The organism is Nitritalea sp., from assembly GCF_054166705.1.
In genome coordinates this window covers 89,548-108,868 of record NZ_JBSZCV010000008.1, presented here as the reverse complement: position 1 = coordinate 108,868, position 19,321 = coordinate 89,548, and the positions used below count along the sequence as shown (strand labels likewise).

At 42.5% G+C, this 19,321-nt stretch carries 28 protein-coding genes; all 28 read left to right on the top strand.

Annotation, left to right across the window (positions count from 1 at the left end; translation table 11 throughout):
* Nucleotide 1: 1 nt before the first annotated feature.
* The 28 genes from rpoC to map all read left to right on the top strand — a co-directional run bounded on the left by rpoC (nt 2) and on the right by map (nt 19,319).
* Entirely contained in the window at nt 2-4,312 is a 4,311-nt protein-coding gene (gene rpoC, locus ACXIT9_RS04400; protein WP_458055025.1) for a DNA-directed RNA polymerase subunit beta', read from the top strand.
* Between the two features lie 51 nt (nt 4,313-4,363).
* Nucleotides 4,364-4,675, top strand: a complete 312-nt coding sequence (locus ACXIT9_RS04395) for a DUF3467 domain-containing protein (protein ID WP_458055024.1) — start codon at nt 4,364-4,366, stop codon at nt 4,673-4,675.
* A 125-nt stretch (nt 4,676-4,800) separates the two neighbouring features.
* Nucleotides 4,801-5,184 (top strand): 30S ribosomal protein S12, encoded by a 384-nt coding sequence (gene rpsL, locus ACXIT9_RS04390; RefSeq protein WP_009053171.1) that lies wholly within the window; start codon nt 4,801-4,803, stop codon nt 5,182-5,184.
* A gap of 25 nt (nt 5,185-5,209) precedes the next feature.
* The gene (rpsG, locus tag ACXIT9_RS04385) at nt 5,210-5,677 is read left to right on the top strand and encodes a 30S ribosomal protein S7 (RefSeq protein ID WP_458055023.1); all 468 of its coding nucleotides are present in this window, start codon (nt 5,210-5,212) and stop codon (nt 5,675-5,677) included.
* A gap of 5 nt (nt 5,678-5,682) precedes the next feature.
* On the top strand, nt 5,683-7,803 hold the full coding sequence (fusA, locus tag ACXIT9_RS04380) for an elongation factor G (RefSeq protein WP_458055022.1): 2,121 nt from the start codon (nt 5,683-5,685) through the stop codon (nt 7,801-7,803).
* A 13-nt stretch (nt 7,804-7,816) separates the two neighbouring features.
* The gene (gene rpsJ, locus ACXIT9_RS04375; protein ID WP_009053173.1) at nt 7,817-8,122 is read left to right on the top strand and encodes a 30S ribosomal protein S10; all 306 of its coding nucleotides are present in this window, start codon (nt 7,817-7,819) and stop codon (nt 8,120-8,122) included.
* Nucleotides 8,123-8,367: 245 nt separating this feature from the next.
* Entirely contained in the window at nt 8,368-9,000 is a 633-nt protein-coding gene (gene rplC, locus ACXIT9_RS04370) for a 50S ribosomal protein L3 (RefSeq protein ID WP_009053174.1), read from the top strand.
* A gap of 4 nt (nt 9,001-9,004) precedes the next feature.
* A complete protein-coding gene (rplD, locus tag ACXIT9_RS04365) occupies nt 9,005-9,634 on the top strand; it encodes a 50S ribosomal protein L4 (RefSeq protein WP_458055021.1) in 630 nt (209 codons plus the stop codon).
* Between the two features lie 2 nt (nt 9,635-9,636).
* Nucleotides 9,637-9,924 carry a 50S ribosomal protein L23 gene (rplW, locus tag ACXIT9_RS04360; RefSeq protein WP_458055020.1) on the top strand — a complete coding sequence of 96 codons (288 nt, stop codon included), beginning with the start codon at nt 9,637-9,639 and terminating at the stop codon, nt 9,922-9,924.
* Between the two features lie 13 nt (nt 9,925-9,937).
* A complete protein-coding gene (rplB, locus tag ACXIT9_RS04355) occupies nt 9,938-10,762 on the top strand; it encodes a 50S ribosomal protein L2 (RefSeq protein ID WP_458055019.1) in 825 nt (274 codons plus the stop codon).
* Between the two features lie 3 nt (nt 10,763-10,765).
* Nucleotides 10,766-11,044 carry a 30S ribosomal protein S19 gene (gene rpsS / locus ACXIT9_RS04350; protein ID WP_458055018.1) on the top strand — a complete coding sequence of 93 codons (279 nt, stop codon included), beginning with the start codon at nt 10,766-10,768 and terminating at the stop codon, nt 11,042-11,044.
* Nucleotides 11,045-11,046: 2 nt separating this feature from the next.
* On the top strand, nt 11,047-11,436 hold the full coding sequence (gene rplV / locus ACXIT9_RS04345; RefSeq protein WP_009053179.1) for a 50S ribosomal protein L22: 390 nt from the start codon (nt 11,047-11,049) through the stop codon (nt 11,434-11,436).
* A gap of 9 nt (nt 11,437-11,445) precedes the next feature.
* Nucleotides 11,446-12,189 carry a 30S ribosomal protein S3 gene (gene rpsC, locus ACXIT9_RS04340; protein ID WP_458055017.1) on the top strand — a complete coding sequence of 248 codons (744 nt, stop codon included), beginning with the start codon at nt 11,446-11,448 and terminating at the stop codon, nt 12,187-12,189.
* 22 nt (nt 12,190-12,211) lie between these two features.
* Nucleotides 12,212-12,631 (top strand): 50S ribosomal protein L16, encoded by a 420-nt coding sequence (gene rplP, locus ACXIT9_RS04335; RefSeq protein WP_458055016.1) that lies wholly within the window; start codon nt 12,212-12,214, stop codon nt 12,629-12,631.
* 8 nt (nt 12,632-12,639) lie between these two features.
* Nucleotides 12,640-12,834: a 50S ribosomal protein L29 gene (rpmC, locus tag ACXIT9_RS04330; RefSeq protein ID WP_458055015.1), complete on the top strand. Its 195-nt coding sequence runs from the start codon at nt 12,640-12,642 to the stop codon at nt 12,832-12,834.
* A 7-nt stretch (nt 12,835-12,841) separates the two neighbouring features.
* Complete coding sequence (rpsQ, locus tag ACXIT9_RS04325) at nt 12,842-13,105, top strand: 30S ribosomal protein S17 (RefSeq protein WP_009053183.1); 264 nt, start codon at nt 12,842-12,844, stop codon at nt 13,103-13,105.
* Nucleotides 13,106-13,107: 2 nt separating this feature from the next.
* Nucleotides 13,108-13,476, top strand: coding sequence for a 50S ribosomal protein L14 (gene rplN, locus ACXIT9_RS04320; protein ID WP_009053184.1), 369 nt, complete (start codon nt 13,108-13,110; stop codon nt 13,474-13,476).
* A gap of 2 nt (nt 13,477-13,478) precedes the next feature.
* Complete coding sequence (rplX, locus tag ACXIT9_RS04315; RefSeq protein WP_458055014.1) at nt 13,479-13,823, top strand: 50S ribosomal protein L24; 345 nt, start codon at nt 13,479-13,481, stop codon at nt 13,821-13,823.
* Nucleotides 13,816-14,376: a 50S ribosomal protein L5 gene (gene rplE / locus ACXIT9_RS04310; protein ID WP_458055013.1), complete on the top strand. Its 561-nt coding sequence runs from the start codon at nt 13,816-13,818 to the stop codon at nt 14,374-14,376. The genes rplX and rplE overlap by 8 nt, the downstream gene beginning before the upstream one ends.
* 3 nt (nt 14,377-14,379) lie before the next feature.
* The gene (gene rpsN, locus ACXIT9_RS04305; RefSeq protein ID WP_026956459.1) at nt 14,380-14,649 is read left to right on the top strand and encodes a 30S ribosomal protein S14; all 270 of its coding nucleotides are present in this window, start codon (nt 14,380-14,382) and stop codon (nt 14,647-14,649) included.
* 88 nt (nt 14,650-14,737) lie between these two features.
* Entirely contained in the window at nt 14,738-15,133 is a 396-nt protein-coding gene (gene rpsH / locus ACXIT9_RS04300) for a 30S ribosomal protein S8 (protein ID WP_458055012.1), read from the top strand.
* Between the two features lie 13 nt (nt 15,134-15,146).
* The gene (gene rplF, locus ACXIT9_RS04295; RefSeq protein WP_458055011.1) at nt 15,147-15,704 is read left to right on the top strand and encodes a 50S ribosomal protein L6; all 558 of its coding nucleotides are present in this window, start codon (nt 15,147-15,149) and stop codon (nt 15,702-15,704) included.
* A gap of 5 nt (nt 15,705-15,709) precedes the next feature.
* Complete coding sequence (rplR, locus tag ACXIT9_RS04290) at nt 15,710-16,060, top strand: 50S ribosomal protein L18 (RefSeq protein ID WP_458055010.1); 351 nt, start codon at nt 15,710-15,712, stop codon at nt 16,058-16,060.
* Nucleotides 16,061-16,069: 9 nt separating this feature from the next.
* Complete coding sequence (rpsE, locus tag ACXIT9_RS04285; protein ID WP_009053191.1) at nt 16,070-16,588, top strand: 30S ribosomal protein S5; 519 nt, start codon at nt 16,070-16,072, stop codon at nt 16,586-16,588.
* Between the two features lie 5 nt (nt 16,589-16,593).
* Nucleotides 16,594-16,773, top strand: a complete 180-nt coding sequence (gene rpmD / locus ACXIT9_RS04280; RefSeq protein ID WP_009053192.1) for a 50S ribosomal protein L30 — start codon at nt 16,594-16,596, stop codon at nt 16,771-16,773.
* A gap of 2 nt (nt 16,774-16,775) precedes the next feature.
* Nucleotides 16,776-17,222, top strand: coding sequence for a 50S ribosomal protein L15 (gene rplO / locus ACXIT9_RS04275; RefSeq protein ID WP_458055009.1), 447 nt, complete (start codon nt 16,776-16,778; stop codon nt 17,220-17,222).
* 4 nt (nt 17,223-17,226) lie between these two features.
* On the top strand, nt 17,227-18,549 hold the full coding sequence (gene secY, locus ACXIT9_RS04270; protein WP_458055008.1) for a preprotein translocase subunit SecY: 1,323 nt from the start codon (nt 17,227-17,229) through the stop codon (nt 18,547-18,549).
* Nucleotides 18,546-19,319: a type I methionyl aminopeptidase gene (gene map / locus ACXIT9_RS04265; protein ID WP_458055007.1), complete on the top strand. Its 774-nt coding sequence runs from the start codon at nt 18,546-18,548 to the stop codon at nt 19,317-19,319. Before secY ends, map begins: the two co-directional genes overlap by 4 nt.
* Nucleotides 19,320-19,321: the final 2 nt, after the last annotated feature.

The window sequence follows — 19,321 nt, the reverse complement described above, 5'->3', positions numbered from 1 at the left end:
TATGGCGTTCAGAAAAAATAAAAAACTAAACAACGACTTTTCCAGAGTCACTATTAGTTTGGCTTCTCCAGAATCTATTCTGGATAGCTCACATGGTGAAGTAACGCAGCCGGAGACGATTAACTACAGAACGTATAAGCCTGAGATGGGTGGACTATTCTGTGAGCGTATCTTCGGACCTGTGAAAGATTGGGAGTGTCATTGTGGTAAATATAAGCGTATTCGGTACAAGGGTATTATCTGCGACCGGTGCGGTGTTGAAGTGACGGAGAAGAAAGTACGTCGTGAGCGTATGGGCCACATCGAGTTAGTGGTTCCAGTAGCTCATATTTGGTACTTTAAATCTTTACCCAATAAGATAGGCTATTTACTTGGTCTACCGACCAAAAAATTAGACCAGATTGTTTATTATGAACGCTATGTGGTCGTACAGGCGGGAATTAAAGGCGAGGATGGTCTTCAGTACTTAGACTTCTTAACGGAGGATGAGTATTTAGATATCATGGATAAGCTTCCAAAGGAGAATCATGCATTAGAAGATGATGATCCGAATAAGTTTATCGCTAAGATGGGTGCAGAAGCGCTTGAAATGCTACTATCCCGTTTAGATTTAGATGATTTATCCTACAGCTTACGTCACCAGGCTGCTACAGATACTTCTCAGCAGCGTAAGGCGGAAGCACTTAAGCGTTTGAAAGTAGTAGAGGCCTTCCGTGATGCGCGTACGCGTATTGAGAATCGACCGGAGTGGATGATCGTTCGTATGGTTCCGGTTATTCCACCGGAATTACGTCCATTAGTTCCTTTGGACGGTGGTCGATTTGCGACTTCGGATCTTAACGATTTATATCGACGTGTAATCATTCGTAATAACCGTTTGAAGCGTCTTATCGATATTAAGGCTCCGGAGGTGATCTTGCGAAATGAGAAGCGTATGCTTCAGGAGGCGGTAGATTCCTTGTTCGATAACTCACGAAAGGTGAATGCAGTACGTGCGGATGGTAATCGTGCGCTGAAATCGCTTTCGGATATGTTAAAAGGGAAGCAAGGTCGTTTCCGTCAGAACCTACTGGGTAAGCGTGTGGATTATTCCGGACGATCTGTTATCGTAGTAGGCCCTGAGCTAAAGTTACACGAGTGTGGTTTACCCAAGAATATGGCGGCAGAGCTTTTCAAGCCGTTTATTATTCGTAAGCTGATCGAGCGTGGCATTGTGAAAACGGTGAAATCGGCTAAGAAAATTGTAGACCGCAAGGATCCTGTCGTTTGGGACATACTCGAGAATGTGATAAAAGGGCACCCGGTGCTTCTAAACCGTGCCCCTACACTGCACCGATTAGGTATTCAGGCCTTCCAGCCGAAGCTTATCGAAGGGAAAGCGATTCAGTTACACCCGCTAGTGTGTACTGCTTTTAACGCTGACTTCGATGGTGACCAGATGGCGGTTCACGTTCCATTAGGTCATGAAGCCATTTTGGAAGCTTCTACGCTCATGCTTTCGTCGCATAATATTCTAAACCCTGCGAACGGTGCTCCGATTACGGTACCTTCCCAAGACATGGTTTTAGGTTTATACTACGTGACGAAAGGACGTAAGTCTACTCCTGAGGAGCCTGTGGCTGGAGAGGGTATGGTTTTCTATGGGGAAGAAGAGGTAATTATCGCCTTAAACGAAGGTAGAATCAGTAAGCATGCTCATGTAAAATGTAAGGTTAAGGTGCGTCATGAGGATGGCAGTTTAGAAGAGAAAATCATCGATACTGTAGCCGGTAGACTTATTTTTAACCAGTTCGTTCCCGAGGAAGTGGGCTATGTGAACGAGTTGTTGACCAAGAAGAAGTTGCAGCAAATTATCGCGGAAGTTGTTAAAATTTGTGGTATTGCGCGAACAGCACATTTCTTAGACGACATAAAAGACCTCGGTTTTAAAATGGCCTATTCAGGTGGTCTTTCGATGGGACTTAACGATGTTATTATCCCGGAAGAGAAAGAGGTGCTGACAAGCAAGGCAAAAGAAGAGGTAAACCAGGTGACAAGTAACTATCTTATGGGTTTAATTACCGATAATGAGCGTTACAACCAGGTAATTGATATATGGACGCGTACGAATTCTAATTTGACGAATATTCTAATGCGTCAAATGGAGGAGGACAAGCAGGGCTTTAACGCTATCTACATGATGATGCACTCTGGTGCACGGGGATCTCGTGAGCAGATTCGTCAGCTAGGGGGTATGCGTGGTCTGATGGCCAAACCTCAAAAGAATTTACAAGGCTCCGTAGGAGAAATTATTGAAAACCCAATCCTTTCTAACTTTAAGGAAGGTTTGGATGTCTTGGAGTACTTTATCTCTACGCACGGTGCGCGTAAGGGTCTCGCGGATACAGCACTTAAGACTGCGGATGCAGGGTATCTAACACGTCGATTAGTCGATGTGGCGCAGGATATGATTGTATCTGAGGAAGATTGTGGTACACTTCGCGGCCTCGTGGTTTCAGCGTTAAAGGATAACGATGAGATCGTAGAGCCACTTTCTGAGCGTATTTTAGGTAGAGTATCTGTACATGATGTTTACGATCCTATAACTGAGCAGTTAATCGTTCCTGCTGGCGTAGAGATTACGGATGATATCGCCAAAATGGTAGACGAGTCGGCCATAGATGAGGTAGAAATTCGTTCCGTTCTTACTTGTGAAACGCGTCGTGGTGTTTGTGCCAAGTGCTATGGTCGAAATCTTTCTACAGGGAAGATGGTTCAAAGCGGTGAGTCTGTCGGCGTAATCGCAGCACAGTCTATCGGTGAGCCGGGTACACAGCTTACCCTACGTACATTCCACGTAGGGGGTACGGCATCTAACATCTCGGTGGAAGCTTCCATTAATGCGAAGTTTGATGGTGTGATCGAGTTTGAAGAGGAGCTTCGTTGGATAAATACGACCAACAAGGACAATGAGCCCGTGGCTATCGTCATGGGGCGCTCTGGCGAGATTTTAATCAATGACCCTAAAACGGGGAAAACATTGGTGTCGAATCACGTTCCTTACGGTGCAGTGTTAAACGTTCAGGATGGTCAAGCCATTAAGAAGGGAGACTCTTTGTGTACTTGGGATCCGTATAATGCTGTCATTCTATCTGAGTTTGATGGCGAGGTAGACTTTGATTCCATCATCGAAGGGATCACCTTTAAGGAAGTGGTCGATGATCAAACCGGACACAGGGAGAAAGTAATTATCGACACGAAAGATAAGACGAAGAACCCGGCCGTAGTGGTCAATTATGGTGATGAAACCAAAGCCTATAACATTCCTGTAGGCGCTCACTTAGCCGTCGAGGCAGGTGAAAAGGTACGTGCGGGACAGATTCTTGTGAAGATTCCACGTTCAGTAGGTAAGACACGTGATATTACTGGGGGTCTACCTCGTGTGACGGAACTCTTCGAGGCGCGTAATCCTAGTAACCCAGCTGTCGTTTCTGAAATCGACGGTGTGGTCACCTACGGAGGGATTAAGCGTGGAAATAGAGAAATCTTCATTGAATCGCGCGATGGTGTTCGTAAGCGTTACATGGTTTCGCTATCCAAGCATATTCTCGTTCAGGAAAATGACTTTATCCGTGCGGGTGAACCTTTATCCGATGGAGCGATTACGCCTAATGACATCTTGTCGATTAAAGGGCCAACGGCCGTTCAAGAGTACCTTGTGAATGAAATTCAAGAGGTTTATCGTTTACAAGGTGTAAAAATTAACGATAAACACATCGAAGTGATCGTGAGTCAAATGATGCAGAAGGTAGAGATACTGGATGCGGGTGACACAGGATTCTTACAGGGTCAGATCGTAGATAAGTGGGCTTTCCGTGAGGAGAATGACACGATATTAGATAAAAAGGTAGTGATGGATGCTGGGGATAGTTCTACATTAAAGCCAGGAATGATCATTACTGCCAGAAGATTAAGAGATGAAAACTCCAGCTTGAAGCGTCGTGACATGAAGCTTGTTCAGGTTCGGGATGCGGAGACTGCGGTATCTAAGCCGACTTTACAAGGTATTACGGCGGCCTCCTTAGGTACGGAGAGTTTTATTTCGGCGGCGTCCTTCCAAGAGACGACGAAGGTTCTAAGTGAGGCAGCAATTCGCGGTAAGCGAGATGAGCTACTCGGCTTGAAGGAGAACGTTATCGTGGGTCACCTAATACCTGCAGGTACAGGGCAGCGAAAGCTCGCTAACTACATTGTAGGTAGTACGGAGGAATATGAGCGTTTAAGTTCTGAGCGAGATAAGACCACGAAAAAGATCAAGGAAGCGATTAAGTAATGGATATCAGAAAAGGGCCTGTGCATGCAGGCCCTTTTAAACTTTACTCCTATGGAAGAAAAAAAGCCACAGCAGCAGATTAATATTGATTTAAGCGAAGATTTAGCAGAAGGTGAATATGCGAACCTAGCTATGATTGCACACTCTAACTCAGAGTTTGTGATTGATTTTATTCGGATGATGCCAGGTTTGCCGAAGGCAAAAGTCAAGGCCAGAATCATCATGACTCCCGATCACACACGTCGTTTGTTAGCTGCTTTAAAAGATAACATTCAGCGTTACGAGGAAGCTTTCGGTAAGATTTCCACGGATGAAGGGGTGAATTTTCCTTTAAATTTCGGTGGAAGCGGAGGGGAGGCTTAAGAAAACTTTAAATAAGTTTCTGAGCCTTTAAAATTACAAGGCCTTAATTTTGTTAAGATTAGCCTTTTACCTACCTTTGCATTCCAAATTTTATATGTTTTCTTAATACATAATTCTATCCATTAATGCCTACTATACAACAGTTAGTAAGAAAAGGTAGAACCACACTTGAGAGCAAGTCAAAGTCAAGAGCTTTAGATGCTTGTCCTCAGCGTAGAGGTGTATGTACGCGTGTGTACACTACCACTCCTAAGAAGCCTAACTCAGCGATGAGAAAGGTGGCTAGGGTTAGATTGACAAACGGTAAAGAGGTGAACGCCTATATTCCAGGTGAAGGTCACAATTTACAGGAGCACTCTATTGTTTTGATTAGAGGTGGTCGTGTGAAAGACTTACCAGGAGTTCGTTACCATATTATCCGAGGTGCACTAGATACTGCGGGAGTTAAAGACCGTAAGCAAGGTCGTTCAAAGTACGGTGCTAAGCGTCCTAAGGCCGCGAAGAAGTAAGTTTAAAAATATTTAGCTAAAAGAAATGAGAAAAGCGAAACCAAAGAAGAGATATATTCTTCCTGATCCTAAGTTTGGCGATACTTTAGTAACTAAGTTCGTTAACTGTCTAATGGTGGACGGAAAGAAGAGTATTGCTTACAAAATCTTCTACGATGCGATCGAGAAGGTAGAGACAAAAGTAGGTGAGAACGGTCTTGAGGTTTGGAAGAAAGCGCTTAACAATATTACTCCCGCTGTCGAGGTGAAGAGTCGTAGAGTTGGTGGTGCTACTTTCCAGGTCCCAATGGAAGTTAGACCGGAAAGAAAAGTATCCCTCGGCATCAAGTGGATGATTACTTACGCCAGAAAAAGAGGTGAGAAAACCATGATGGATAGATTAGCAGGAGAGATTATCTCTGCATCCAAAGGAGAAGGGGCTGCTGTGAAGAAAAAGGATGATACCCATAGAATGGCAGAGGCTAACAAGGCATTCTCACACTTTAGATTTTAATTGAAATGGCAAGAGACTTAAAATATACGAGAAACATCGGTATCGCCGCGCATATTGATGCCGGTAAAACGACGACAACGGAACGTATTCTTTTTTATTCAGGTGTAAGCCATAAAATCGGTGAGGTGCATGATGGTGCTGCTACGATGGACTGGATGGCTCAGGAGCAGGAAAGAGGTATCACCATTACTTCGGCTGCGACTACCGTTTTTTGGGACTACAGAGATAACAAATATCAGATTAACATCATCGATACTCCAGGTCACGTAGACTTCACTGTAGAGGTAAATCGCTCTTTACGTGTCTTAGATGGTCTTGTATTCTTATTCAGTGCAGTAGATGGTGTAGAGCCTCAGTCTGAAACCAACTGGAGATTAGCGGACAACTATAAAGTAGCTCGTATCGGATTCGTAAACAAAATGGATCGTGCTGGAGCTAACTTCTTAGAGGTTTGTAAGCAAGTAAAAGAAATGCTCGGTAGCCATGCTGTACCTTTACAGTTGCCTATCGGAGCTGAAGATAAATTCAAGGGTGTTGTTGACCTAATTAACAACAGAGCAATCGTTTGGAATACCGAGGACATGGGGATGACCTATGAAGTAGTTCCTATTCCAGAGGATATGCAAGAGGAAGTGGACCAGTGGAGAGAATATCTTCTTGAGTCTGTGGCTGAATTTGATGAGTCCTTGATGGAGAAGTTCTTCGATGACCCAGATTCTATCACGGAGGCAGAAATTCTAAATGCACTACGTCAGGCTACCATTGCGATGAAAGTCGTACCGATGGTTTGTGGTTCTTCTTTTAAAAACAAGGGTGTTCAGACGATGCTAGATCTCGTGATGGAACTGTTGCCATCTCCTCTAGATAAAGATGATATCATCGGTCGCGCTTTGGATAATGAAGAGCAGGAAGTAAAAATTGCTCCGGATGAGAACGAGCCATTCACAGGGTTAGCATTTAAAATTGCTACCGATCCTTTTGTGGGTCGTCTCTGCTTTGTTCGTGCTTACTCAGGAGTTTTAGAGTCAGGGTCTTACGTGTTTAACACGCGTTCTGGTAACAAGGAGCGTATTTCACGTGTATTCCAGATGCATGCGAACAAGCAAAACCAGATTCCTCGCTTGGTGGCGGGTGACATCGGTGCTGTTGTGGGCTTTAAAGATATCAAGACAGGGGATACCCTTTGCGATGAGAAGCGTAAGGTCGTATTAGAGTCTATGATTTTCCCTGAGCCGGTAATTGGTTATGCGATCGAGCCGAAGACACAGGCAGATGTTGATAAGCTGGGTATGGCTATCGCCAAACTAGTAGAAGAAGATCCTACTTTACAAGTAAATACGGATCATGAGACGGGTCAGACCATCCTTCGTGGTATGGGTGAGCTTCACTTAGATATTATTATTGATCGTTTAAAGCGTGAGTTTAAAGTGGAGATCAACCAAGGTGCTCCTCAGGTAGCTTACAAAGAGGCTTTATTCGGTAGTGTAGAGCATAAGGAGGTTTATAAGAAGCAGTCTGGTGGTAAGGGTAAGTTTGCGGACATTGTCTTTGAACTAGGTCCTAAAGATCCAGATCCTGAGACAAATGAGATCAAGCCAGGTTTAGACTTTGTGAATGGTATTGTAGGGGGGGTGATTCCTAAAGAATTTATTCCTGCGATTCAGAAAGGTTTTAATGAGGCGATGAAAAATGGTCCTTTAGCAGGATATCCTGTAGAGGCGATGAAGGTTAGGTTATTCCATGGTTCCTTCCACGATGTCGATTCTGATGCACTATCTTTCGAACTAGCTGCGAGAATTGGCTTTAAAGAAGCTGCTAAAAAATGTAAGCCACAACTTCTAGAGCCAATTATGGCGGTGGACGTGGTTTCTCCTGATGAGTATACAGGTCCTATTACTGGAGATCTTAACAGAAGAAGAGGATTAATGAAGGGGATGGACACGAAAGGTACATCTACTGTAATTAAGGCGAATGTACCTCTTTCTGAGCTGTTTGGTTATGTGACGGATTTGCGTACCATTACATCAGGTAGAGCTACTGCTTCTTTAACATTCTCACATTATGAGCCTGTGCCGACGAATATTGCCACTGAGGTAATCGCGAAGGTAAAAGGTGAAAATGCCTAATATCGAATAGAATATGAATCAGAAAATCAGAATAAAATTAAAATCCTACGATCATTCTTTAGTAGATAAATCCTCTGAGAAGATTGTAAAGGCTGTAAAGTCTACAGGTGCTGTGGTGGTAGGTCCGATTCCATTGCCTACTAAAAAGGAGAAGTTTACAGTGTTAAAGTCTCCACACGTAAACAAGAAAGCGCGTGACCAGTATCAGCTATGTACATACAAGCGTTTGGTTGACATTTACTCAAACAGTCCAAAGACTGTGGATGCGTTAATGAAGATCGAATTGCCAAGCGGTGTGGATGTAGAGATCAAGGTCTGACAGACTGCACTGTCTGATAAGGAGCCTGCCAGTTTTACTGAGCAGGCTTTTTTTAACATTTGTGTCAAGTAAGACTGCCGAAGGAAGACGTAAAATAGGCTAAAATTCCAATTATTTTTCTGTAAATAACTGAAAATACTAGAGTTGGGTTTTGTAGGCTGAATTTAAATTTCTAACTTTGCAGTCCTTAAAAGGGCAGAGGTGTGTCTAAGCGCCTCTGTTTCAATATTATTATATAACAGAAGATGTCTGGAATAATAGGTAAAAAAGTAGGAATGACTAGCATTTTTAGTGCCGATGGGCGAAATGTCGCATGCACGCTAATAGAAGCTGGTCCTTGCGTAGTGACGCAAGTAAAAAATGTAGAAACAGACGGGTACAACGCTGTACAGCTGGGTTACGGTGAGCGAAAGGAGAAAAATACTCCCAAGCCACTCATCGGTCACTTTAAGAAGGCCGGTACCACGCCAAAGCAGAAAGTTGTGGAATTCAGAGACTTCAGAGTTGAATTTGAAGGTCAAGTAGCTTTAGGTAAGACAGTTGCTGCTGGCGAAGTATTCGTAGAGGGTGACTTCGTAGATGCTATTGGTACATCTAAAGGTAAGGGTTTCCAAGGGGTAGTGAAGCGTCATGGTTTTGGTGGTGTGGGTGGTCAAACTCACGGTCAGCATAACAGACAGCGTCACCCTGGTTCCATTGGTGCTTGTTCTTGGCCTTCCAGAGTATTCAAAGGAATGCGTATGGCCGGAAGGACAGGGGGTAGCAGAGTTAAAGTGCTGAATTTACGCATACTAAAGGTTTATCCTGAGAAAAACCTGATTTTGGTAAGTGGTTCAGTGCCAGGTCCTAAAAATTCATTCGTAATTCTAGAGAAGTAAGACAATGGAATTAGCAGTATTAAAACAGAGCGGCGAAGATACGGGTAGAAAAGTAACCCTATCGGATGAAATCTTCGCTATCGAGCCTAATGATCACGCGATATACTTAGATGTTAAGCAATATTTAGCGAATCAGCGTCAAGGTACGCACAAGGCGAAAGAGCGAAATGAGATCGCTGGCTCTACGAAGAAAATAAAGAAGCAAAAAGGTACCGGTGGTGCGCGTGCTGGATCTATCAAGTCTCCTCTTTTCAGAGGTGGAGGTAGAATCTTCGGTCCTCGTCCTCGTAACTATGGCTTTAAACTGAATAGAAAGCTAAAGGTATTAGCTAGAAAATCTGCTTTAAGTTATAAAGTTCAAGAGAATGGTCTTACTGTAGTTGAGGGTGTGCAATTCGCTGCTCCTAAGACAAAGGATTACATTCAGTTTTTGAATGGTCTTTCTCTAGCTGATAAGAAGACTCTTTTAGTGGTAGCTGACGTGGATAAAAACGTGTTTTTATCCAGCCGTAATTTACCAAAAGCGAGGGTTATTTCTGTAAATGACGTAAATACTTACGAGCTACTCCATGCAGACAATGTCGTGATGTGTGAAGCTTCAGTAGGTAAATTAGAAACCTTATTAGCGAAGTAAAGATGCAAATCCTTAAGAAACCTTTAATTACGGAAAAGATTTCTGCGATGAATGAGCGTGGTATTTACGGCTTCATAGTAGAAAAGACCGCTAAAAAGCCTGCAATCAAGCAGGCAATCGAAAAAATGTACGGTGTGGACGTAGTAGCGATTCGTACGATGCGTTACGCAGGTAAGAAGAAGACACGTTACACGAAGACCAAAATCGTATCTGGCTTTACGAATACCTATAAAAAGGCGATCGTAGAAGTAGCAGAGGGTCAAATCATCGATTTTTACGGAGAAATTTAATTGAACTTAAATCATGGCAGTTAAAAAATTAAAGCCTGTAACTCCAGGTACCAGATTTAGAGTAGCTCCGGCCTTTGATGAAATTACTACATCAAGACCAGAGAAGTCTCTTTTGGCACCTATCAAGAAGTCAGGTGGTAGAAATAACGACGGAAGAATGACCGCTCGCTACATTGGTGGTGGTCATAAGAAGCGACTTAGAATCATTGATTTTAAGCGTAATAAATTTGGTGTTCCAGCTACGGTAAAATCGATCGAATACGATCCAAATAGAACGGCTCGTATCGCATTACTATACTATGCAGATGGTGCAAAGGCATATATCATAGCTCCTGAGGGTCTTACAGTAGGAACGAAGGTAGTGAGTGGTGAAGTGGTCGCTCCTGAGGTAGGAAATGCAATGTTCCTTAAAAATATTCCTTTAGGTACCATCGTCCACAATATCGAGTTAAAACCAGGAAAAGGTGCCGCTATGGTACGTAGTGCTGGAGGTTATGCTCAGGTGGTAGCTCGTGATGGCAAGTATGTGACGGTGAAATTACCTTCTGGCGAGATGCGCTTAGTATTAGGTGTATGTATGGCTACAGTCGGTACGGTGTCTAATGGTGATCACATGAACGTGGTACTAGGAAAGGCTGGAAGAAATCGCTGGTTAGGGCGTAGACCGAGAACCAGAGGTGTGGCGATGAACCCGGTAGATCACCCAATGGGTGGTGGTGAAGGCCGTTCTTCTGGAGGCCATCCAAGGTCTAGAAATGGTTTATTAGCGAAAGGTAAGAAGACCAGATCTCCTAAAAAGTATTCGAATAAATTCATCATTAGCAAAAGATCCAAGTAATATATGGCACGTTCGTTAAAGAAGGGACCTTACATTGCACATCACCTGACCAAAAAGGTGGACGCAATGAATGATTCCGGGAAGAAGTCAGTGATTAAGACATGGTCCAGAGGATCCATGATTTCTCCAGACTTTGTTGGTCATACCTTTGCTGTTCATAATGGGAATAAATTTATTCCTGTGTTTGTAACAGACAACATGGTAGGGCACAAACTAGGAGAGTTCGCCCCTACGCGTAATTTTAGAGGGCACATTGCGAAAAAAGATAAAGGAAAGAGATAATCATGGAAGCAGTAGCAAGATTAAAAAATGTTCCTACTTCTCCACGTAAGATGAGGTTAGTAGCTGACCTTGTGAGAGGTAAGCGTGTAGGACTAGCATTAAGCATTTTAAAGCATACACCGAATCATGCTTCGATCCGTTTAGAGAAGCTTCTACTTTCTGCAGTGGCAAACTGGCAGGCAAAAAATCCAGAGGAGAAACTGGAGGAAGCTGATCTTTATGTGAAGACGATAATGGTAGATGGTGGTCGTATGCTTAAGCGCCTAAGACCTGCTCCTCAAGGTAGAGCACACAGAATACGTAAAAGATCAAATCATGTAACCTTAGTAGTCGATGCGTTCGCTGCTCCTGTTACCGCTGATGAAGTAGAAACAACAGAAAACGCTAATTAAGATTAGACTATGGGACAAAAAATAAACCCTATTGGTTTTAGACTTGGTGTAGTCAAAGGATGGGAGTCCAACTGGTATGGCGGTAAAGATTTTGCTGACAAACTTTATGAAGACCAGCAAATCAGAAAATACGTTAATGCACGAATCCCTAAGGGCGGTATTGCGAAGGTAATAATCGAGCGTACGTTAAAGCGTATCACACTTACGATTCACACAGCTCGTCCAGGTGTGGTGATCGGAAAAGGTGGTGCTGAAGTGGATAAGCTGAAAGAAGAGCTTAAGAAGCTTACAAACAAAGATGTACAAATCAACATTTTTGAGATTAAGCGTCCTGAGTTAGATGCGAAATTGGTAGGTGAGTCTATCGCCCAGCAGTTACAAGCAAGGATTTCTTTTAGAAGAGCCATGAAGCAGGCGATAGCGGCGGCAATGCGTGTAGGTGCGGAAGGAATTAAAGTAAAACTTTCTGGTCGACTTGGTGGTGCTGAAATGGCTCGTTCTGAAATGTATAAAGAAGGAAGAATTCCGCTTCATACGCTAAGAGCGGACATCGATTACGCTATTTCGGAAGCGAATACTGTTTACGGTATCATCGGTATTAAAGTATGGATCTTTAAGGGTGAGGTATACGGTAAGCGTGATCTATCTCCAAACGCGGGTCTTGCAAATGAGCCTAAAGGAGCTCAAGCGAACAGAGGCCGCAACAGAAGAGGAGAGGGTGGAGGCCCTAAGAGAAGAAAGAGAAATAATTAATTTTCGCCTTACGTAAGAAGTCATGTTACAGCCAAAAAGAACGAAATTTAGAAAAATGCATAAGGGCCGTGTTAAAGGTATCGCGCAAAGAGGGCATACGCTCGCTTTCGGGAACTTTGGCATTAAGTCCTTAGAGGGCGGATGGATTACTTCCAGACAGATCGAAGCTGCGCGTATCGCGATGACACGTGCAATGAAGCGTGAAGGTCAAGTGTGGATTCGTATCTTCCCTGATAAGCCGATTACAAAGAAACCTGCAGAGGTTCGAATGGGTAAAGGTAAAGGTGCTCCAGAATATTGGGTAGCGGTTATTAAGCCTGGAACCATTCTGTTCGAAGCTACCGGTGTGCCATTAGCGACAGCGCAAGAGGCATTAAGATTAGCGCAGCAGAAACTTCCAGTTAGCACAAAATTCATAGTTCGTAGAGAGTACGAAGGATAATTAAGATTATGAAAAACGCAGAAATCAGATCACTTTCAGAAAGTGAAGTCCTAGAGCGTATCGCAGCTGAGCAGGAAAATTTAACGAAATTACGCTTTGCTCACGCCATCTCTCCAATAGAGAATCCCAATAAAATAAAAGAATCCAAGCGCTTAATCGCAAGACTTAAGACAGCCTTGAGATCATCACAACTAGCTAAATAATAAGATAATGGCTACTACTGAGAGAAATCTACGTAAAGAAAGAATAGGGAAGGTAGTCAGCAACAAGATGGAGAAATCTATCACCGTTGCCGTAGAGAGAAGAATGAAACACCCTATCTACGGTAAGTTTGTTGCCAAGACTACCAAATTCATGGTTCATGACGAGAATAATGATTGTAACATCGGTGATGTTGTGAAAATTAGTGAGACTCGTCCGCTGAGTAAAAACAAGCGTTGGAGATTAGTAGAAATAATAGAAAGAGCTAAGTAATTATGGTACAACAGGAATCCAGACTAAGTGTAGCGGATAACTCCGGCGCTAAAGAAGTGCTAGTTATTCGTGTATTGGGTGGAACGAAGAAACGTTACGCGTCGATCGGTGATAAAGTTGTTGTAACCGTAAAATCTGCGCTCTCATCCAGCAATATGAAAAAAGGTACCGTTTCCAAAGCGGTAATTGTAAGAACGAAAAAAGAAATCAGAAGAAAAGATGGTTCATATATTCGTTTTGAAGATAATGCAGCTGTTCTCTTGAATAATAATGATGAACCTAGAGGTACCCGTATTTTCGGCCCTGTAGCAAGAGAGTTAAGGGAGAAGCAGTTCATGAAAATTGTATCGTTGGCCCCTGAAGTTCTTTAATCATGGTAAGAAAAGTAAAAATGCAAGGTAAATTGCACATAAAAACCGGTGATACCGTGAAGGTAATCAGTGGTGACGAAAAGGGTAAAACCGGAAAGGTGATCGCTATAGATAGAGAAAAAAGCAGAGCAAAAGTGGAAGGCCTTAACATGGTAACCAAGCATGTGAAGCCTACTGCCTCTAACCCTCAAGGCGGCATCGAGAAGAAAGAAGCCGGTATTCATATTTCTAACCTTATGCTAGTAGATCCTAAAACAGGTGAAGCGACTAAAACAGGTAGAAAGCGGAATGAGAACGGTAAGTTAGTAAGATATTCAAAGAAAACTGGGGAGGTGATCAATGGCTAATCCTAGAATGAAAGAAAAATATCTTGGTGAAATCGTACCTGCACTAAGAGAGAAATTTCAGTATAAGTCTGTGATGCAGGTTCCTAAGCTTACCAAGATCGTTATCAACAAAGGTATCGGTGCTGCTGTAGCAGATAAGAAACTAGTTGATCAAGGAGTAGAAGAGCTAACACTTATCGCTGGACAGCGTGCAGTAGCTACAAAGGCAAAGATTTCAATCTCTAACTTCAAGCTTAGAGATGGTATGCCTATCGGAGCTAAAGTTACTCTTCGTGGCGTACAGATGTATGAGTTCTTAGATCGCCTAATGACTATCGCTCTTCCTCGTGTAAGAGATTTCAAAGGAATCAGTGATAAAGGTTTTGATGGCCGTGGAAACTATACCCTTGGTGTTACAGAACAAATTATTTTCCCTGAAATCAGCATCGAGAAAGTAAACAGAATCTCCGGTATGGACATTACTTTTGTTACGACTGCCGAGACTGACGAAGAAAGCCTTGCTTTATTGAAAGCTTTCGGGATGCCTTTTGTGAATAAAAATAAAGCAGAATAAGAAATGGCAAGAGAGTCGATAAAAGCGAGAGAAAGAAAAAGAGAGCGCTTAGTAGCGAAGTATGCGAAAAAAAGAGCTGAATTAAAAGCCGCCGGCGATTATGAAGCTCTCGATAAACTTCCTAAAAACGCCTCACCTGTAAGATTACATAATAGATGTAAACTGACGGGTCGTCCTAAGGGCTACATGAGAAAGTTTGGTATCAATCGTGTGACATTCAGAGAAATGGCATCCGCAGGAAAGATACCTGGTGTTACGAAGTCTAGCTGGTAATTAAAAGGACAAAAGTTTTTATTCTTAAATTCATTGTGTAACTTTGCACGCCCGTAAAATACGGGTGTGCAGTTAGACTTCTATATATATGACTGATCCAATAGCTGATTATCTAACCAGATTGAGAAATGCCATCAAGGCATCTCATCGAATCGTAGAGATCCCTGCTTCTAATATCAAGAAAGAAATTACGAAAGTTCTTTTCGACAAAGGCTACATCCAAAACTACAAGTTTGTAGAAGAAGGCCCTCAAGGAACCATCAAAATCGCGTTAAAATACAATCCTGTTACAAAACAGAATGCGATCGTAAGTCTTTCTAGAGTAAGTAAGCCAGGTTTAAGACAATATGCCAAGCACGAAGGATTACCTCGCGTTATCAATGGTCTTGGCATTGCTATCCTTTCCACTTCTAAAGGTGTTATGAGCGACAAAGAAGCGCGCACCGAAGGAATCGGTGGTGAGGTTCTGTGTTACGTATACTAATTTATACCATTTTATGTCTAGAATAGGTAAAAAACCAATAAATATACCTGCGGGTGTTACTGTAGACGTGTCAGCCCATAATACTGTCACTGTTAAAGGTCCTAAGGGTACGCTGACTCAGGAGGTTAATCCTGATATCACCGTAGTAGTGGAAGGTAACCAAGTGGTTCTTTCCCGTCCTACTGAACAAAAAAGACATAAGTCTTTTCATGGTCTGTACCGTGCACTTATTAACAACATGGTTATCGGCGTAGCCGAAGGTTACAAGAAAGAACTAGAACTTGTGGGTGTGGGGTATAAAGCCTCCGTACAGGGTCAGATTCTTGAATTGTCACTGGGTTACTCACACAACATTTTCTTAGCATTACCTGAGGTCATCGCTGTAAAAGCGGAAACTGCGAAAGGTAAAAACCCAATTATCACTTTGGAGGGAATCGATAAGGAGTTAGTCGGTCAAGTAGCCGCTAAAATCAGATCACTACGTAAAGTAGAGCCTTACAAAGGTAAAGGGGTACGTTTTGTAGGTGAAGTAGTACGTCGTAAAGCTGGTAAAACTGCAGGTAAAAAATAAGTAGGATGGCATTCAATAAGAACGAAAGAAGACAAAGAATCAAGAAAAGTATTAGAAGAAAGATTTCTGGTACGGATTCTAGACCGCGCCTTTCTGTATTTAAAAGCAATACCGGAATTTACGCGCAATTAGTTGATGATCTTAAAGGTCATACCTTGGCATCTGCATCTTCAAAGGAGTTAGGTAACATCAAAAATGTTAACATCGCTACTTCTGGAGAAGTTGGTAAAAAGCTAGCTGAAAGAGCAGTAGCAAAAGGTGTCACTGAAGTTGTTTTTGACAGAAGTGGTTACCTTTACCATGGCAATGTAAAAGCCTTGGCTGATGGTGCAAGAGAAGGTGGCCTTAAATTTTAATCAATTATCATGTCACAGAATAGAAAAAAGCCAATCAGGGCTACAGATACAGAACTTAAAGAGCGCGTTGTTGCGATTAACCGCGTAGCCAAAGTAGTTAAAGGTGGTCGCCGTTTTTCCTTCTCAGCTATCGTAGTGGTAGGTGATGGAAAAGGTGTAGTAGGTTATGGTTTAGGTAAAGCTAATGAAGTAACTGATGCCATCACAAAGGGAATCGAAGATGCTAAGAAGAATCTTGTTCGCGTTCCTGTACTAAAAGGTACTATCCCTCATGAGCAGTTAGGTAAATTCGGTGGTGGTTTTGTACTTATAAAGCCTGCCGCTGCTGGTACTGGTGTTATCGCAGGTGGTGCTATGCGCGCTGTTCTTGAAAGTGCTGGAGTTACCGATGTATTAGCGAAGTCAAAAGGTTCTTCTAATCCGCACAACGTGGTGAAAGCAACTATTGACGCTTTGATACAATTAAGAGACGCTATTTCCGTTTCTCAGCAAAGAGGAGTTAAATTATCTAAAGTTTTTAACGGTTAATACAGATGGCTAAGGTTAAAATAACTCAGGTAAGAAGTACAATCAAGAGACCTAAGGATCAAAAAGCGACAATCATCGCACTTGGCCTAGGTAAGATGAACAAATCTGTCGTTAAGGAAACTTCTCCTCAGATTGAAGGTATGATTAAAAAGATTAGTCATCTAGTTAAAGTAGAAGAAGCTTAATTATGAAATTACATACACTTAAACCAGCTGAAGGCTCCATTAAGTCTCGTAAGAGAATTGGCCGTGGTCAAGGTTCAGGCCGTGGTGGAACTTCTACTAGAGGTCATAAAGGTGCGAAATCACGTTCAGGCTACAAGCAAAAACTTGGTTTCGAAGGTGGTCAAATGCCTTTACAGCGTAGAGTACCTAAGTTCGGATTTAAAAATCCATTCCGCGTGGAATATAAGCCGATCAACTTAGAAACACTTGAAGCTCTAGCGACTGCACACAAGATTGAAGACATTACATTTGAAACTTTGGTATCTCATGGTCTAGTTTCTAAAAAAGATCTTGTAAAAGTCTTAGGAAGAGGCGATCTTACCGCGAAAATTAACGTAAGCGCACATCAGTTTTCTGCTTCGGCTGTAGAAGCCATTGAAAAAGCTGGTGGAACAACAAACAAGATTTAAGTAAATGAAAAAGTTCGTCTCAACAGTTAAGAACATCTTTTCCATAGAAGATCTTAGAATCCGAATCTTGAACACGATTGGTTTCCTAATCGTGTTTAGATTAGGTTCTTTTATCGTTCTGCCTGGGGTAGATCCATCTAAACTAAATGACTCTCCAGAAGGTATTTTCGGTTTAATCGATACCTTTCTTGGAGGTGCCTTCAGTAATGCCTCTATCTTTGGCCTTGGCATTATGCCTTATATTTCTGCATCCATTGTATTGCAGTTATTAACTGTTGGTGTACCATACTTTCAAAAATTACAAAAAGAGGGTGAGTCTGGCCGTAAGAAAATTACACAGATTACACGCGTTCTCACTATTGCGATCACGGTGGCGCAGGGTATTGGCTATGTAACGGCTACTATTCTACCTACCGGGGCTGTCATGATTTCTACTTCATTATTCATGGTTAGCTCACTTGTACTTCTGTCTGCAGGAACGATGTTCTGTATGTGGCTTGGAGAAAAGATTACTGAAAAAGGAATTGGTAATGGTATCTCCATGCTGATTATGATCGGTATCATTTCAGCTCTTCCGGGTGCTATTATTGCTGAAGGCCTTTCAAAAGGTACTTCAGGTTTCCTATTGCTACTTATCGAGGCAGGGCTTCTCTTCCTGGTGGTATTAGGAACCGTGGCGCTCACAGAAGCTACTAGAAGAATACCAGTACAATATGCGAAGCAAGTGGTGGGTGGTAAGGTTTATGGCGGGCAGCGTCAGTATATTCCGATCAAGGTGAATGCCTCCGGAGTTATGCCCATCATTTTCGCTCAGTCTCTTATGTTTCTGCCAGCGCTAATTTCACAAATTTGGTCAGCAGATAATGACATTGCTAATTATATTGGCACTACGTTTTCTGATTTCACAAGCTGGCAGTACAATCTTGTTTTTGCTTTAATGATTATCCTTTTCACTTTCTTCTATACTGCTATTACCGTCAATCCGGAACAGATAGCGGAAGACTTGAAAAGAAATGGGGGATTTGTACCGGGGATCAAGCCAGGTGCTCCTACCTCCGACTTCATTGATAACATCATATCTCGAATTACGCTTCCGGGATCCATTCTACTCTCAGTAGTGGCTATTCTTCCTGCATTTGCTATTGTAGCGGGTGTAGGGGCCGAGTTTGCTCAATTTTACGGAGGAACCTCCCTCCTTATTATGGTGGGTGTTATCATGGATACATTGAGGCAAATAGAGTCGTACTTACTCATGAGAAAATATGAGGGTATGATGAAAAGTGGTAACATGAAGAATAATCCAACAAATTACGCTGCTGCTATATGATTCACTACAAGACTTCTGAGGAAGTCCAGTTAATCAAAGATAGTGCGGATATTTTGGGAAGGGCTCACGGTGAAGTAGCCAAATTTGTTAAAGCTGGCGTTAAAACCAGTTTCCTTGATAAAATTGCAGAAGAGTTTATTCGGGATCATGGTGCTGTACCCTCGTTCAAAGGGTACAGCGGCTTCCCTTCTTCGCTTTGCATAAGTGTAAACGAAGTAGTAGTACATGGCTTCCCGAGTGAATATATATTGAAAGATGGCGATATAATCTCGATAGATTGTGGAGTCTTTCACCAAGGTTTTCATAGCGATTGCGCTTATACTTACCCTGTCGGTGAAGTTTCCCCATCTGTTTTGTCTTTACTCAAGCATACGAAGGAGTCTCTGTACTTAGGTATCGAGCAAGCCGTGTTTGGGAATAGAATCGGTGATATCGGTCACGCAATTCAAAAGTATGTTGAGTCTTTAGGATATACGGTGGTTCGAGAATTAGTGGGACATGGTTTAGGTAAAAACTTACACGAGTCTCCTGAAGTCCCGAATTATGGTAAAAAAGGCTCAGGTCCCTCTTTAAAAAGTGGTTTAGTCATCGCAATTGAGCCAATGGTTAATTTGGGGTCTAGAAATATAGTTCAGGAGCGTGATGGGTGGACCATACGTACATCGGATAGGAAGCCAAGTGCCCACTTTGAGCACACTGTGGCGATTTTCGAAGATAGAACGGAGATTCTGACTACGCATAAATACATAGAGGAAAACTTTAATAAATAAAT

Bases quoted from the DNA above. Each gene is read 5' to 3' on its own strand.
- rpoC (WP_458055025.1), top strand. From the start codon at position 2: ATGGCGTTCAGAAAAAATAAAAAACTAAACAACGACTTTTCCAGAGTC.
- ACXIT9_RS04395 (WP_458055024.1), top strand. From the start codon at position 4,364: ATGGAAGAAAAAAAGCCACAGCAGCAGATTAATATTGATTTAAGCGAA.
- rpsL (WP_009053171.1), top strand. From the start codon at position 4,801: ATGCCTACTATACAACAGTTAGTAAGAAAAGGTAGAACCACACTTGAG.
- rpsG (WP_458055023.1), top strand. From the start codon at position 5,210: ATGAGAAAAGCGAAACCAAAGAAGAGATATATTCTTCCTGATCCTAAG.
- fusA (WP_458055022.1), top strand. From the start codon at position 5,683: ATGGCAAGAGACTTAAAATATACGAGAAACATCGGTATCGCCGCGCAT.
- rpsJ (WP_009053173.1), top strand. From the start codon at position 7,817: ATGAATCAGAAAATCAGAATAAAATTAAAATCCTACGATCATTCTTTA.
- rplC (WP_009053174.1), top strand. From the start codon at position 8,368: ATGTCTGGAATAATAGGTAAAAAAGTAGGAATGACTAGCATTTTTAGT.
- rplD (WP_458055021.1), top strand. From the start codon at position 9,005: ATGGAATTAGCAGTATTAAAACAGAGCGGCGAAGATACGGGTAGAAAA.
- rplW (WP_458055020.1), top strand. From the start codon at position 9,637: ATGCAAATCCTTAAGAAACCTTTAATTACGGAAAAGATTTCTGCGATG.
- rplB (WP_458055019.1), top strand. From the start codon at position 9,938: ATGGCAGTTAAAAAATTAAAGCCTGTAACTCCAGGTACCAGATTTAGA.
- rpsS (WP_458055018.1), top strand. From the start codon at position 10,766: ATGGCACGTTCGTTAAAGAAGGGACCTTACATTGCACATCACCTGACC.
- rplV (WP_009053179.1), top strand. From the start codon at position 11,047: ATGGAAGCAGTAGCAAGATTAAAAAATGTTCCTACTTCTCCACGTAAG.
- rpsC (WP_458055017.1), top strand. From the start codon at position 11,446: ATGGGACAAAAAATAAACCCTATTGGTTTTAGACTTGGTGTAGTCAAA.
- rplP (WP_458055016.1), top strand. From the start codon at position 12,212: ATGTTACAGCCAAAAAGAACGAAATTTAGAAAAATGCATAAGGGCCGT.
- rpmC (WP_458055015.1), top strand. From the start codon at position 12,640: ATGAAAAACGCAGAAATCAGATCACTTTCAGAAAGTGAAGTCCTAGAG.
- rpsQ (WP_009053183.1), top strand. From the start codon at position 12,842: ATGGCTACTACTGAGAGAAATCTACGTAAAGAAAGAATAGGGAAGGTA.
- rplN (WP_009053184.1), top strand. From the start codon at position 13,108: ATGGTACAACAGGAATCCAGACTAAGTGTAGCGGATAACTCCGGCGCT.
- rplX (WP_458055014.1), top strand. From the start codon at position 13,479: ATGGTAAGAAAAGTAAAAATGCAAGGTAAATTGCACATAAAAACCGGT.
- rplE (WP_458055013.1), top strand. From the start codon at position 13,816: ATGGCTAATCCTAGAATGAAAGAAAAATATCTTGGTGAAATCGTACCT.
- rpsN (WP_026956459.1), top strand. From the start codon at position 14,380: ATGGCAAGAGAGTCGATAAAAGCGAGAGAAAGAAAAAGAGAGCGCTTA.
- rpsH (WP_458055012.1), top strand. From the start codon at position 14,738: ATGACTGATCCAATAGCTGATTATCTAACCAGATTGAGAAATGCCATC.
- rplF (WP_458055011.1), top strand. From the start codon at position 15,147: ATGTCTAGAATAGGTAAAAAACCAATAAATATACCTGCGGGTGTTACT.
- rplR (WP_458055010.1), top strand. From the start codon at position 15,710: ATGGCATTCAATAAGAACGAAAGAAGACAAAGAATCAAGAAAAGTATT.
- rpsE (WP_009053191.1), top strand. From the start codon at position 16,070: ATGTCACAGAATAGAAAAAAGCCAATCAGGGCTACAGATACAGAACTT.
- rpmD (WP_009053192.1), top strand. From the start codon at position 16,594: ATGGCTAAGGTTAAAATAACTCAGGTAAGAAGTACAATCAAGAGACCT.
- rplO (WP_458055009.1), top strand. From the start codon at position 16,776: ATGAAATTACATACACTTAAACCAGCTGAAGGCTCCATTAAGTCTCGT.
- secY (WP_458055008.1), top strand. From the start codon at position 17,227: ATGAAAAAGTTCGTCTCAACAGTTAAGAACATCTTTTCCATAGAAGAT.
- map (WP_458055007.1), top strand. From the start codon at position 18,546: ATGATTCACTACAAGACTTCTGAGGAAGTCCAGTTAATCAAAGATAGT.